The sequence below is a fragment of the Streptomyces sp. MH60 genome (assembly GCF_002939385.1).
In the GTDB taxonomy this organism is placed as follows: domain Bacteria; phylum Actinomycetota; class Actinomycetes; order Streptomycetales; family Streptomycetaceae; genus Streptomyces.
On record NZ_MULI01000029.1, the window covers coordinates 42,618 to 55,211 of the forward strand.

Here is a 12,594-nt window from a genome sequence, read left to right on the forward strand (position 1 = left end):
GCGGCTGTTCGCGGGCAGTGTGATGGCGGCCTTCGGCGGGGTGTCGGCGGTGCTGCAGTTCGTGGGGCAGCTGTGGCCCGGGGCCCTTCCCGGCCCGGCGCCGGTGGCCGCGGCGTCGGTGCTGCTGTGCCTGGGCTGGGCCGTGGTGCGCAGCAGGCCCACGGTGGTCGTGTGCCAGGAGTTCGGGCGGCCGCGGATGTCCGTGACCGTCGGGCCGGGCGACCTCTTCGACGAGTCCGCCCACCTCGTCGTCGGGTTCTCCGACACCTTCGACACCGACGTCCGCGACGGCGTGGTGATCAGCGGCAGCAGCGTGCAGGGGCAACTGCTGGAGCGCCGGTACGACGGTGACGTGCGGCGGCTGGACGACGAGCTGGACGCCGCCCTCGGCGCGGCCGTGCCGGTGGCCCGGGAGACGCGCGCGGACAAGCCGTACGGCAAGCTCGACCGCTACCCGGTGGGCACGGTGGCGGTGCTCGGCAGCAGGCCGCGGCTGGTCTTCGGGGTCGCCCACAGCCGGCTGGGCAACGACTGCGTGGCGCGCTCCAGCACCGAGGAGCTGTGGCTGAGCCTGGGCCGGGTGTGGGACGCCGTCTACCGGCACGGCCAACTGGACCGGGTCGCCGTGCCGTTGATCGGCTCGGGCCTGTCCCGGCTGCACGGGCTCGACGAGGAGAGCCTGCTGCGCCTGATACTGCTGTCCTTCATCACCCACTCCCGGGAGCGGGTGATCTGCCGCGAACTGCGGGTCGTGCTGCGCCCCGCCGAGCTGGAGCGGGTCGACCTGACGGAGGTGGCGGCGTTCCTCGGGGTGCTGGCGGCGGCCGGCTCGGGCGGTGCCGCGTAGCGCCCGGGCCCGGCGACGGCGCCGGCCCCCGGGACACGTACCGCGGTGACGGGACGTGCCCCGGGGGCCGGTTGCGCCGGTCCCCCGAGCGGCGCCGGATCCGCCGGACGGCTACGGCCGGCGGTGGTAGGCGGACAGGTGCTTGAACGGGTAGGTCTGGCGCCAGTCGGAGCCGGTGTCGTTGACCGTGCAGCCCGCCAGCTTCAACCGCTCCACGACCTTGCCGAGTGCCGTCTGGAGCCGTCGAAGCGGATGACGTTGCGGCCCGCGATGTCGGCGATCGGCCGCACCCCGCCGACCTCGACGATCAGCGTGCGCTCCGGGTAGGCCATCAGCACCATGCCCAGCTCGATGAGGACGTTGGGGCGCGGCTGGCACACCGGCCGGGTCTCGTAGTCGGGTTCGTTGCGGCCGCGCAGTTCGGGGTGGAGGGTGACGACGTCGTCCGGGGTGAGCAGGACCAGGGCCGCCTGGGCCTGCGCGGGGGCGCCGGCGACCACGTCGCCGAGGAAGGGCGAGGCCTGGCCGGTCGCCCGGACCAGGTCCTCCCACTCCTTGGGCCGCAGGTCGAGGCGGCGCAGCAGCTCGTACATCTCGCGCCGCACCTGGTCGTCGCGGCCGTGCACGACGAAGACGCTGCGGGCCCGCTCGGCGTCCCCGGGCCCCGCGGCGGCCTGGCGCCGCCATCCGTCGGCGTACGGCTGGGCGGGCGGGGTGGACGGCGCGGGCGGCGCGGCGTGGAGGGGGGAGTTGTCGCCGAAGGTCTGGGTGGTGTCGGTGTTTCCGGCGCTCTGGTTGCCCCCGAAGTTGTTGGTGCTGCCCTGGCCGAAGCTGTTGCCGTGGAACTGCGGCCCGCTCATGCCTGCCGTGCCTCCCTGGTGACGCCGGAGTTGTTCCCGAAGGTCTGGGTGGTGTTGGTGTTGCCGACGCTCTGGTTGCCGCCGAAGTTGTTGGTGCTGTTGGCGCCGAAGTTCTGCTGGAGGATGTTGGTCTGGTTCGCGTCGTGCTCGCGGGTGTCGACGTCGTGGTCGCGCAGGAAGTCGCCGACGATCTGCAGCAGGTGGCGCTCGATGATCTGGATGTACTTGATCGTGTCCGATTCCTGGAAGAAGTGGTGGAAGTCGCGGTTGGGCGCCAGCTCGCGGACGCTGGTGAGGGCGCCGCAGTCCACCGCGGTCAGGGCGTAGCGGCCGAGCCGGAACTCGCTGGTGTCGGCGGGCTGGCCCACCAGCTTGCGTACGGTGTCGGTGCCGAAGCGGCTGGGCAGCCGCTCGCGCAGCGGGTTGGCGATCAGCCGCAGGAGTTCGCCGGGGGCGCTGCGGGTCACGTCCCAGGCGATGCGCAGCATGAGCTTGCCGTCGATCGCGGCCGGCAGCCGGTCGGCGAGGTGGAAGCTCTCCGGCAGGGGACCGAGCACGTAGGTGTAGAACTCGGTGTGCAGGGTGCTGCCCTTGATGTCGAAGCCGATGAACACCGAGGTGACCAGCTCCTGTTGCCAGGCGCCGATGCGGACGCACAGGTATTCGCGGCGGGCGTCGTAGTCCTCCCGCCAGTGTCCCGCGTGGTGGTCGGGCCGGCCGGGGTCGGGCGGGTCCAGGAGCACGGCGACGGGATCGCTGCCCTCGGCGGTCCGCACCGCCTTGGTGAACCGGCGCCGGTCGACGGAGAGCAGCTCGACGCGGTCGCTCGGCGCGGGCTTGTCGCGCAGTTCCGCGAGCATCTCCTCGCAGACCCGGGTGGTGATGTCCTCGACCGTGAACGGGATGATCGGCTTGCGTTCCGTCCGCCCGGTCCCGTCCGTGCCGTCCGGGTCGTCCGCGGGACCGTGCTGGGCGGGGACGTGCCCGTTGAGCAGGCCCTGGCCGAAGGCGCCGGCCCGGGACTTCGGGACGCCGAGCAGCAGTTCCGCGTTGGCCCACCGCTTGATGGAGTGGCCGGCACCGACGAACGGCTTGTAGCCGCCGTAGTACACGGTGTCCGAGCCCTGCTCGCGGTTGATCTTGCCGACCAGTTCCGGGGTGAGCCGCGAGGTGATCGGGTGGGAGCCGTCGAATCCGGTGCGGTCGTCCGCCGGGGGCGCCAGGTGCTCGGCGAGGGTCTGGAGGATGGCGAGCCGGCGCAGGAACATCGTGGCCCAGGCGAGCCAGAAGACGAACAGGGCGGCCGTCCAGCCGCCCAGCACGTCCGCGGCCATGAGCAGCGCGACCACGACCGCGCCCGTCCCGAGGGCGATCAGCTGGTTGCGGCGCAGGTTGTGGGCGGCCAGCGCGTGCGCCAGGACGGGCGCCGCGTCGTAGCCGTAGGAGGGGGCCACCACCCGGTAGCGGTGGGTCAGCAGCTCCCGGATGACCCCCTTGCGGTAGAGGGGGTCGAGGTAGGTGCCCGCGCACATCAGGCGGGTGGCGTTGCTGGTCGCGTCCGGGGGCGGCGGGGCGGCGTGGGTGGTCATGGCTGGCTCAGTTCCCTTCCCGCATGTCGGCCGCGGTGATGACGCCGCCGCCGACCGTGTAGGTGCCCACGTACGTCGTCTGCGTGCCGTCGGTCTCCCAGGCCACGACCGTGACCGAGACGTCGTCGCCGGAGGTGCCGGTCACGGTGACGTCGTCCCGCTGGGTCGTGGCGAAGCCGGCGACGAAGGAGTCGTAGTCCTGGTCGAGGTTCTTGCCGCCCAACTCCCACGCGGTCGCGAAGTCGCTGTTGTTGATGGCGTCGAAGTACGCCGTCACGGTCGCCTCCGGCCCGGACGCGTCGGTGGTGGCCCCGTCGGTGGCGGTGTCGTCGGTCGTGGTGTCGTCCGTGGGGGTGTCGGTGTCGCCGTACGTGTCGTCCTCGTACGTGCCGCCTGTCGTCCCCTCACTGGTGCCGTCGCCCCAGGGGTACGAGTCCCCGCCCGTCAGGCCGCCGGAGCCGTCCGGGTCGGTGCCGTCGTCGGCCGTGCCGTCGTCGGTCGTGTCGGACCCCCAGCCCGGCAGCGCTCCGCTGCCGTAGAGCCCGTCGGTGGAGGGGACCCCGTCGTCCGGGCCGGTCGTGGCGAGCACGACGGCCAGCACGACTATGAGGACGAACGGGATCGCGATCACGGTCAGGGCCTGGTTGCGTACGGGACCGGGCGTGAGTGCGAGCCCTGGTGCGGGGTAGGAACCCCGGGCGCCGGACGGGACGCGTGTACTGCTCATCTGTCACCTCATTGCCGCCGGTATCCGGCCGGGCGGATACGGCACGCGCCCCGAGTGGGCCGATGTGCCATGTGCATCGACCGATCCGACCAGTGGCGGCGCTTCCGGAACCAGTTTTCTGGAGTTCCGATGCGCTTCCGATCGGCTTCCGGTATGGCCGGACGTACGGGGAGCGGCCCGGAGCGGAGGGTGTGCTTGGGTCGACCCACCCGCGAGAACCGCAGGAAGGGAGAGTTCTGCCGTGCACGTGCTGATCCTCGGCGGCACCTCGGAGGCCCGCCGCCTCGCCGAACTGCTGGCGGCCGGTCCGGCGGGACCGGCCGGACCGCTGCCGGGGCTGCGGGTGACGAACTCCCTGGCGGGACGGGTCTCCGCGCCCAGGACGCCGCCGGGCGAGGTGCGCGTCGGCGGGTTCGGCGGCGCCGAAGGACTCGCCGCCTGGCTCCGCGAACACACCGTCGACCTGCTCGTCGACGCCACGCACCCCTTCGCCGGCACCATCAGCCTCAACGCGGCACACGCCGCCGCCACCGCCCGGGTCCCCCTCCTCGCGCTGCGCCGGCCCGGCTGGCGGCGGGGCGAGGGGGACGTCTGGTACGAGGCCGGTTCCCTGACGGAAGCCGCCGCCCTGCTGCCCGCCCTCGGCCGACGGATCTTCCTGACCACCGGCCGCATGGGCCTGGCCGCCTTCGCGGGTCTGGCCGGCCCGTGGTTCCTCGTCCGGTCCGTCGACGCGCCCGGGGTGCCCTGTCCGCCCCGCATGGAGGTCCTGCTGGACCGGGGCCCCTTCACCCTCGACGGGGAGCGCGAGCTGCTGCGCCGGCACCGGATCGACGTCCTGGTCACCAAGGACAGCGGGGGAGCCGCCACGGCACCGAAGCTGACGGCCGCCCGTGAGGCGGGGCTGCCCGTGGTCGTGGTGCGCAGGCCGCCGGTGCCCGCGGGAGTGCCGGTCGTGGCCGCACCCGAACAGGCGGCGCGGTGGGTCCGGGAGGCCCAGGCCGGGCGCCGACTCCCGTACTAGTCACCTACCCGGCCGTTGCCGGGCCGCGGTCACTCCTCCTCGCTGGCGATCGCGTTGATCGCCGCGGCGGCGAGCGCACTGCCCCCGCGACGGCCCCGTACGACGAGGTGCTCCACGCCCGAGGGGTGGGCGGCCAGCGCGTCCTTGGACTCGGCGGCACCGACGAAGCCGACGGGTACGCCGATGACGGCGGCCGGGCGGGGCGCCCCCGCGTCGATCAGCTCCAGAAGCCGGAAGAGCGCGGTGGGCGCGTTGCCGACGGCGACCACGGCACCGTCCAGCCGGTCGCGCCACAGCTCCAGGGCGGCGGCGCTGCGGGTGGTGCCGAGCCTGGCCGCCAGCTCGGGGACCGCGGGGTCGGACAGGGTGCACACGACGTCGTTGTCCGCGGGCAGCCGCGCGCGCGTCACACCGCTGGCCACCATCCGTACGTCGCACAGCACGGGCGCGCCGGCCTTCAGGGCCTCGCGGGCGCGGGAGACGACGCCGGGGGACCAGGACAGGTCGCGCACCAGGTCGACCATGCCGCAGGCGTGGATCATCCGGACGGCGACCCGGCCGACGTCGGAGGGCAGGCCGGAGAGGTCGGCCTCCGCGCGGATGGTGGCGAAGGACTGGCGGTAGATGGCCGCGCCGTCCTTCTCGTACTCGTACTCGGCGGAGTCGTGCGGGGTCACAGTGCTCTTCTCGCTGCTCTCGGTCGGCGGACGGCCACGGCGGGGAGCATACCCACGCCGCGGTCAGTGGTAGGCGTGCACGACGGCGTGGCCCTTGCCGCGGCCGATCATCCACTTGTTGACCGGCGTGGTGATCAGGAACGCCACGGCGAAGCCGCCGAGCAGGGCGTACCAGAACAGGCCGTCGGACAGGTGCGCGTCCATCGCGTCCGGTACGAGGGCGATGATGCCGTTGTCGACCAGTTCCATCACGGCGATGGAGACGGTGTCGGCGGCCAGCGCCACCTTGACCGCGGCCTTCATGGACACTCCGGCGCGCACCACCGCGAAGAGGGTGAGGGAGTAGCCGAAGACGAAGGCCAGGGCGATGGCCAGCACCATGGTCGGCACGTTGCCCCACATCAGCGCGGTCCCGACGACCATGCCGAGGATCTCGCCGACGGCACACCCGGTGAGGCAGTGCAGCGTCGCCCGCGTCGCGGTCGCCCAGGTGGCGCCGTGTCCGTGTTCATGACCGGTGTAGTGGTGCGTGCTGTGGTCCATGACGGGAAACATATACCCCAGGGGGGTATCCAGTCCAGAGGGGAAGCGGTCGGTGGTGGCAGGCACCTCGGCGGTGGGTGTCTCCCGATTCACGGAGGGGTCGCAGCCGGTCCACGCGGTGGGGGACGAGCACGTACTCAAGCTGTTCCCGGGAGCGGCCGCGCGGTACGGCGTCGCGGTCGGCGACCGCGGAGACGGAGCCGGCCATCGCGCTCGGTTGCTCCGGCCACGTGTGCCGACCGACGGCCTCAGCGCACCGTCCTTCGCGGTTCAGGGCCGAGTGGCGGCGTCGCTGTCGGGGTGGAGGGGGAAGATCTGGTCGAGGCCGACCATGCGCAGCACGCGGAGGGTGTGGGCGGGAACGGCGGCGAGCGCGATGTCCGCGTGGAAGGCGGCGGCGTGGTTGCGGGCCGCGATCAGGGCGGTGATACCGCTGGAGTCGCAGAACGTCAGCCCGGTCAGGTCGAGGACGAGGCGCTGGCCCGGGTGGAGGGTGAGGGTGGTGAGCCGTTCGCGCAGCTGGGCGGCGGTGGTGTAGTCGAGGTCCCCGAAGATGCTCAGTACGGGACCGGTGGCGGCGTCTTGGCTGGTGATCCTCAGCGGGCTCATGCGGCTTTTCTCGTCGGTGAAAGTGAGGCGGGCACGCCGAGGGCGAGGAGGGCGGTGTCGTCGTCGAGGCCGTCACCCAAGTCGTCCAGCAGGTCCGTCAACGCGCGGATGACGGCCTGCGCGGACTGGCCCGCGTGACGGGCGGCGAACTCGAGCAGGGCCTCGTCCCCGTAGAGGGAGGTACGGTCTGCACCCGTACGGGCCTCGGTCAGGCCGTCGGTGTACAGCACAAGGGCGTCGCCGGGACCGAGTGTGGTGGTGGCGGCGGTGAAGGGTGCGGTCGGCAGGACGCCGACGAGGAGTCCGCCGGGGGTGGAGAGGAAGTCGGCCCTGCCGTCGGCGCGCAGGACGAGCGCCGGCGGGTGGCCGCCGGAGGCGATGCGGACGGTGACCTCTCCCCTCGTGGGGTGAGGTTCGAGGGTGCCGAAGACGGTGGTGCAGTAGCGCGGGTCGTCCCCCGTGTAGCGCTCGTGGAGCGCGTGGTTGAGCGTCGTCAGGGCGCCCACCGGATCGGGGTCGTGCAGGGCCGCGGCCCGCAGCGTGTAGCGGATCAGTGAGGTGACGGCGGCGGCCTGTGGACCCTTGCCGCACACGTCGCCGAGGAAGAAGGCGAAACGGTCGCCGTCGATGGCGAAGAGGTCGTAGAAATCGCCGCCGAGCCGGTCCGGAGAGGCGGTGCGGTAATGGGCAGCCGCTTCCATCCCCGGCACCGGTGGCAGGGTGGCGGGCAGCAGTGACTGCTGCAGTACCGCGAGGGCGTCCTGCAGCCGGGCCCGGTCGGCCTCCGCCTGCTCGTGCGCCTGCTCGGCTGCTCTACGGGCCCGCAGAAGCTCCTGCTCGTACGCACGGCGGTCCCGGGCGTCGAAGACCGTGGTGCGGATCAGCATGGGCTCGCCGTTCTCGCCGTGCTTGACGACGGAGGACACGAGCACGGGTATACGGCCGCCTCCGGCCTGCTTGATCTCCAGGGCTATGCCGCTGATCTCGCCTCGCATCCGCAGCAGGGGCGCGAAGTGCGTCTCGTGGTACAGCTTGCCGCCCACGGTCAGCAGGTCTGCGAAGCGCATCCGGCCCACCACCGCGTCGGCCTTCAGACCGAGCCAGCGCAGGAGGGTGGCGTTGATCTTGGCGATGGTGCCGTCCATCAGCGTGGACAGATATCCGCAGGGCGCGTTTTCGTAGAGTTCCTCGGCGCTGTCCTCCAGCAGGGCGGCGAATGACGCGGTCGACCCCTTCTCGCAGTCGGGCTCCGGCCCGTTGCGGCACATCACCGCAGGCGCGCAAGGAAGTCGGTGATGGCCCCGTTGGTGGCCTCGGGTGCGGAGAGGTGTGGACAGTGCCCCGTGGCGTCGAGCGTGACCAGCTCGGAGCCCGTGATCGTCCGGTGAACGAAGGCCCCGACCTCCCGGGGGGCGATCACATCCTGGGTGCACTCCAGGATCAGTGTCGGCACCGTCACGGCCTTCAGGTCGTCCCGCGAATCGGACAGGAACGTGGTGCGGGCGAAGACCCGTGCCATGTCCGGGTCGGTGGCGCAGAAGCTGTTCGTCAGTTCCTCACCGAGTTCGGGCCGGTCCGGGTTCCCCATGATCATCGGTGCCATCGCCGCCGACCAGCCCAGGTAGTTGGACTCCAGGGACTCCAGCAGCTCGTCGATGTCCGCGGCGCTGAACCCGCCCCGGTAGCCCGCGTCGTCGATGTACCGCGGAGACGGGGCGACCATCACCAGCGCCCCGATGCGCTCCGGAGCCGTTCCGGCGGCCAGCACGCCGATCATCGCGCTGACCGAGTGGCCCACGAACACCGCGTCGCGCAGATCCAGCGCCTCGCACACCTCCACCACATCACGGGCGTAACCGTCCAACGAGGCGTAACGGCCCTCCGAGAACGCGGACAGGTCGGAGCGGCCGGCACCGACGTAGTCGAACATCACCACCCGGTAGTCCTCGGCCAGAGCGGGCACGGTCAGACGCCACATGTTCTGATCGCAGCCGAACCCGTGAGCCAGCACCACGGCCCGGCCCCGAGGGTTGCCGGTGACGGTGACATTGTTCCGGCGTTCGATATCCATACCCCCAACTCTCTCAGCTACCGGCCCGCTCTTCCGTGCGGCCGTCGATCACCGGCCCCAGTAGCTGCCGCCCGATGCCGATTCCACCTCCGTGCCGGATGGGCGGAACCGAGAGGGGTGTCCAGCGTTCCATGTTTGCCAGGCATACCCACCGGGGGTATATATGAGGACGCCAGGGTACCCCCTGGGGGTATCGATCGTCTTGTCTAGGAGGAACCCATGTCCTGCTGCGCCCCCGACGGCAGCTGCTCCACCGGCACCACCGCGGCCACGGTCACGGCGGGCACCACCACCGTCTACGCCGTCTCCGGGATGACCTGCGGCCACTGCAAGGCCACGCTCACGAAGGAGATCGGCGCGCTGGAGGGCGTCCTGGCGGTTGACGTAGATCTCGAAGCCGGCCAGGTCAGCGTTACCACGAAGGACGAGTCCGACGACGCGCTGCTGGCCAAGGTCGTCGACGAGGCCGGTTACGAGCTCACCGGCCGCGCGGCCTGAAGCGTTCCGCACACCTGCCGGGCCCGCCCGCGGGCCCGGCCACCCTCTCTCGTTTCTCGGAGCCGCGATCCGAGGCTGAGCAGGCATCGGGTCGGCCGGGGCCCGGCGGGCTCAGCCGCGGCGCAGGGCGGCCAAGGTGCTGTCGAGGGCGGCCCGGTTGGGGCGGTTGTAGGGCAGCTTGCCGAGCAGTGAGGCCATGGCGCAGGTGTTGGAGAGGGCGGAGTAGACCAGGCCCGTGGCGATGGCGGCGGAGAGCAGCTGGAAGGCGGGGTGGACCAGTACGGCGAGGAGCAGGCCGAGCAGGACGACACTGCCCGCGGTGAGGCGGACCTGGCGGTCCATCGCCCACCGGGGGCGGGCGGTGGTGGGGGCCGGCCGGTGCAGGTCGCCTCCGGCGGTGGTCCAGGCGGTGGTTCCCCCGTCCAGGGTGGCGGCGGGGATGCCATGGCGTGCCAGCAGCTCGCAGGCCCTGCGGGAGCGGGCGCCGGAGGCGCAGACCATGAGGAGGTCGCTGCGGCCGGCCGCCTCGTGCAGGGCGGGCAGGGCCTGATCGAGGTCGTCGAGGGGAAGGTTGTGGGCGCCGGGCAGGTGACCGGTGGCGTATTCGCCGGGGGTGCGCACGTCGAGGACGGTCAGCGTGTGCAGCCGCTCGCGGGCGGAGGTGGCGTTGAGGGTGGTGAGCACGGGTTTCCTCTTTCGTATGCGGTGACGGATCAGATGAGGGTGTCGAGGAGCATGAAGGCGGCCACGGCCAGCAGGACGTAGGCGAACACCCGCTGCAGCCGTTCGGCGGGGAGCCTGGCCGCGAGGCGTTTGCCGTCCCAGGCGCCGAGGATCGCCGCTCCGGTGAAGGGGGCGAGGACGGTCCAGTCGAGGCCGCCGGCGGTGTGGGCGCGGGTGAACAGGGCGGCCAGGGAGTTGATGGTGATGACCAGGAGGCTGGTGCCGACGGCCGCCTTCATCCGAAGGCCGAGCACGCTGAGCAGGGCGGGTACGGCAAGGAAGCCGCCGCCGACGCCGAGCACGCCGGTGAGGGCGCCGAGCCCGGCCCCGGCCCCGGCCGCCCGCGCCGGTCCGGCGTATGGCCGAGGCGGGCGGCCGGGGCGCAGCATCCGCCAGGCGGCGAGGGCGGCGATCACCGAGAACGCAACGGTCAGGACGGGGGCGGGGATGCGGCCGGCAACGGCGCCGCCCAGCAGGGCGGGCGGGATACTGGCGGTGGTGGCCGCGAGCGCACTGAAGCCGAGCAGGTAGATCATGGCGGGCACGGCCAGGACGCTGCCGCCGCCGCCCAGACCGCCCAGGACCAGGCCGACGACCGCGCCGGCGATCAGCGCCAGGACGAGGGTGCTCATATGACGGTGCCCGGCCCGCCGTGGGCGTCCTGAACGGGCAGACCGTGACGGGCCCACTGCTCCATGCCGCCGATCACGTCGGCCGCCGCCAAGCCCCGCTGCGACAGCAGCCGGGCGGCCTGCCGGGAGCGGCGGCCCGAGCGGCAGATCACCACCAGGCACAGGCCGGGCCGTGCGCCGGGAACGCGGGTATCGGCGGCGAGCCGGGACAGCGGCAGGTGACAGGCACCCGGGACATGTCCGGCCTGCCACTCGGCCGTTTCGCGTACGTCCAGCAGGAGCGCCGTTTCCTCCTGGAGGGCCTCGTGGGCCTCAGCGGCGGTCACGCGGCCGGGGCCGCGACGGGAGAAGAGCATCAGAGTTTTTCCTTCGCATGCCCCGGGCGGGCGGGCCCGCGGCCGGGGGTCGTTCATCACGGCTTGGGCAGGGTCACGGTCAGGCCCGCATCGGCCGCGCCGTCGAAGCCGTCGTCCACGGCGACCACTTCCCGGCCGGCCGCGTCCAGCAGGGATGCCGCGATCGCCGCGCGCATTCCGCCCGCGCAGTGCACCCACACCGTCCCGGCCGGTACCTCGCCGATCCGCTGCGGCAGCGAGTGCACGGGGATGTGCACCGAGCCCTCGATCCAGCCGCCGGCCCGCTCGGAGTCGCGCCGCACATCCAGCACCACCGGCTCACGCCCCGCCCTCCGCTCGGCGGCCAGGTCCGCGAAGACGGCCCGGCGCAGGGAGACGGGCTCCTCCCCCTCACGCACCCACTGCCGCGGCGTTCCGGTGGCCGCGGCCGCGGGCCGGTCGATGCCCACCCGGACCAGCTCGCGCTGCGCCCGGGCCAGCTGCTCGGGGCTGTCGGCCAGCAGCGTGACCGGCCTGCCCCAGGGCATCAGCCACGGCAGGTAGGTGGCGAGCTTGCCGTCGGCCTCGAAGTTGAACGAGCCCGCCACGTGCCCCTCGGCGAACGCCACCCGGTGGCGCAGATCGACGACCCACTCACCGGCCGCCAGCCGCGCGGCGATCTCCTCACCGTCCGCGACGGCGGGCGGGGTGAGGTCGACCGGCGCGGGGCCTGCCGCATTGGCCGGACCCATGTGCGCGTAGTAGGCGGGCACGTCCTCCAGTCCGGCCAGCAGCTCCGCGACGAACGTGTCGACGTCCCGGATCAGCGCGTCGTTCACGCCCTTCTCCCGGCCGATGGTGCTGGTAGCGCCCGCGGCCTGGCCGGAGGAGCAGAAGCTGCCGAAACCGTGGGTGGGCAGCACCGCGGCGGCATCGGGCAGCTCGGCCGCGAGCCGGCGCGCCGAGGCGTGCTGGGCCCGGGCCAGCTGCTCGGTCAGGCGCGGCTCGACCAGATCGGGACGGCCCACCGTGCCGATGAGCAGCGAACCTCCGGTGAAGGCGACGGCCGCGACGCCGTCCTCCTCCAGCACATAGGCCGTGTGGTGCGGAGTGTGACCCGGCGTGGCCACCGCCCGCAGGCTCAGTCCGGAATCGATGCCGATCACGTCACCGCCGCGGACCGGGACACGGGCGAACGACACGCGCGCACCGGCGGGCACCAGGTAGGCGGCGCCGGTCACCCGCGCCAGCTCCAGGCCGCCGGTCACGTAGTCGTTGTGCAGGTGCGTCTCCACCACGTGCGTGATGCGCACACCACGCCGTGCCGCGGCACCGATCACCTGGTCGATGTCGCGCGGTGGGTCCACCGCCACGGCGGTGCGGGAGCCGCCGGCCAGGTAGTGCCGGTTGCCCAGCCCTTCGATCTCGATCGTGTCGACGAAGAACATGCGGGGTGTCA

At 72.6% G+C, this 12,594-nt stretch carries 15 protein-coding genes; 3 read left to right on the forward strand and 12 right to left on the reverse strand.

Features of this window, described 5'->3' with window-relative positions; translation table 11 throughout:
- Nucleotides 1-49: 49 nt before the first annotated feature.
- Nucleotides 50-847, forward strand: a complete 798-nt coding sequence (locus tag BZZ08_RS19500) for a macro domain-containing protein (protein WP_241965514.1) — start codon at nt 50-52, stop codon at nt 845-847.
- Nucleotides 848-1,050: 203 nt separating this feature from the next.
- Here BZZ08_RS19500 and BZZ08_RS19505 read toward each other — a convergent pair whose 3' ends face one another.
- Genes BZZ08_RS19505 through BZZ08_RS19515 form a run of 3 tightly spaced genes read right to left on the reverse strand, consistent with a single transcriptional unit; the run spans nt 1,051 to nt 4,023 of the window.
- Nucleotides 1,051-1,707 carry a TIR domain-containing protein gene (locus tag BZZ08_RS19505; RefSeq protein ID WP_241965515.1) on the reverse strand — a complete coding sequence of 219 codons (657 nt, stop codon included), beginning with the start codon at nt 1,705-1,707 and terminating at the stop codon, nt 1,051-1,053.
- Nucleotides 1,704-3,296: a hypothetical protein gene (locus BZZ08_RS19510; RefSeq protein WP_104633540.1), complete on the reverse strand. Its 1,593-nt coding sequence runs from the start codon at nt 3,294-3,296 to the stop codon at nt 1,704-1,706. The genes BZZ08_RS19505 and BZZ08_RS19510 overlap by 4 nt, the downstream gene beginning before the upstream one ends.
- 7 nt (nt 3,297-3,303) lie before the next feature.
- A complete protein-coding gene (locus tag BZZ08_RS19515) occupies nt 3,304-4,023 on the reverse strand; it encodes a hypothetical protein (protein WP_104633541.1) in 720 nt (239 codons plus the stop codon).
- A gap of 241 nt (nt 4,024-4,264) precedes the next feature.
- Between BZZ08_RS19515 and BZZ08_RS19520 the strand changes: the two genes are divergently transcribed.
- A complete protein-coding gene (locus tag BZZ08_RS19520; RefSeq protein WP_104633542.1) occupies nt 4,265-5,047 on the forward strand; it encodes a cobalt-precorrin-6A reductase in 783 nt (260 codons plus the stop codon).
- Between the two features lie 29 nt (nt 5,048-5,076).
- Here the strand turns inward: BZZ08_RS19520 and BZZ08_RS19525 are convergent, their stop codons facing one another.
- From BZZ08_RS19525 to BZZ08_RS19550, 5 genes are all read right to left on the reverse strand, one after another.
- Entirely contained in the window at nt 5,077-5,724 is a 648-nt protein-coding gene (locus BZZ08_RS19525; protein WP_104633543.1) for a precorrin-8X methylmutase, read from the reverse strand.
- Between the two features lie 63 nt (nt 5,725-5,787).
- On the reverse strand, nt 5,788-6,267 hold the full coding sequence (locus BZZ08_RS19530) for a DUF4396 domain-containing protein (protein ID WP_198601576.1): 480 nt from the start codon (nt 6,265-6,267) through the stop codon (nt 5,788-5,790).
- A gap of 270 nt (nt 6,268-6,537) precedes the next feature.
- Nucleotides 6,538-6,876 (reverse strand): STAS domain-containing protein, encoded by a 339-nt coding sequence (locus BZZ08_RS19540; RefSeq protein ID WP_104633545.1) that lies wholly within the window; start codon nt 6,874-6,876, stop codon nt 6,538-6,540.
- Nucleotides 6,873-8,144 (reverse strand): PP2C family protein-serine/threonine phosphatase, encoded by a 1,272-nt coding sequence (locus BZZ08_RS19545; protein WP_104633546.1) that lies wholly within the window; start codon nt 8,142-8,144, stop codon nt 6,873-6,875. The genes BZZ08_RS19540 and BZZ08_RS19545 overlap by 4 nt, the downstream gene beginning before the upstream one ends.
- Nucleotides 8,144-8,947: an alpha/beta fold hydrolase gene (locus tag BZZ08_RS19550; protein ID WP_104633547.1), complete on the reverse strand. Its 804-nt coding sequence runs from the start codon at nt 8,945-8,947 to the stop codon at nt 8,144-8,146. The genes BZZ08_RS19545 and BZZ08_RS19550 overlap by 1 nt, the downstream gene beginning before the upstream one ends.
- A 219-nt stretch (nt 8,948-9,166) precedes the next feature.
- Here BZZ08_RS19550 and BZZ08_RS19555 point away from each other — a divergent pair, with 219 nt between their 5' ends.
- On the forward strand, nt 9,167-9,445 hold the full coding sequence (locus BZZ08_RS19555; RefSeq protein ID WP_104633548.1) for a heavy-metal-associated domain-containing protein: 279 nt from the start codon (nt 9,167-9,169) through the stop codon (nt 9,443-9,445).
- A gap of 111 nt (nt 9,446-9,556) precedes the next feature.
- Here the strand turns inward: BZZ08_RS19555 and BZZ08_RS19560 are convergent, their stop codons facing one another.
- The 4 genes from BZZ08_RS19560 to BZZ08_RS19575 are packed head-to-tail and all read right to left on the reverse strand — an operon-like array spanning nt 9,557 to nt 12,583.
- Nucleotides 9,557-10,129, reverse strand: coding sequence for a rhodanese-like domain-containing protein (locus BZZ08_RS19560; RefSeq protein ID WP_104633549.1), 573 nt, complete (start codon nt 10,127-10,129; stop codon nt 9,557-9,559).
- 29 nt (nt 10,130-10,158) lie between these two features.
- Entirely contained in the window at nt 10,159-10,800 is a 642-nt protein-coding gene (locus tag BZZ08_RS19565; RefSeq protein ID WP_104633550.1) for a sulfite exporter TauE/SafE family protein, read from the reverse strand.
- Nucleotides 10,797-11,156 (reverse strand): rhodanese-like domain-containing protein, encoded by a 360-nt coding sequence (locus BZZ08_RS19570; protein ID WP_104633551.1) that lies wholly within the window; start codon nt 11,154-11,156, stop codon nt 10,797-10,799. The genes BZZ08_RS19565 and BZZ08_RS19570 overlap by 4 nt, the downstream gene beginning before the upstream one ends.
- 56 nt (nt 11,157-11,212) lie before the next feature.
- Nucleotides 11,213-12,583: an MBL fold metallo-hydrolase gene (locus tag BZZ08_RS19575; RefSeq protein ID WP_104633552.1), complete on the reverse strand. Its 1,371-nt coding sequence runs from the start codon at nt 12,581-12,583 to the stop codon at nt 11,213-11,215.
- Nucleotides 12,584-12,594 lie beyond the last annotated feature (11 nt).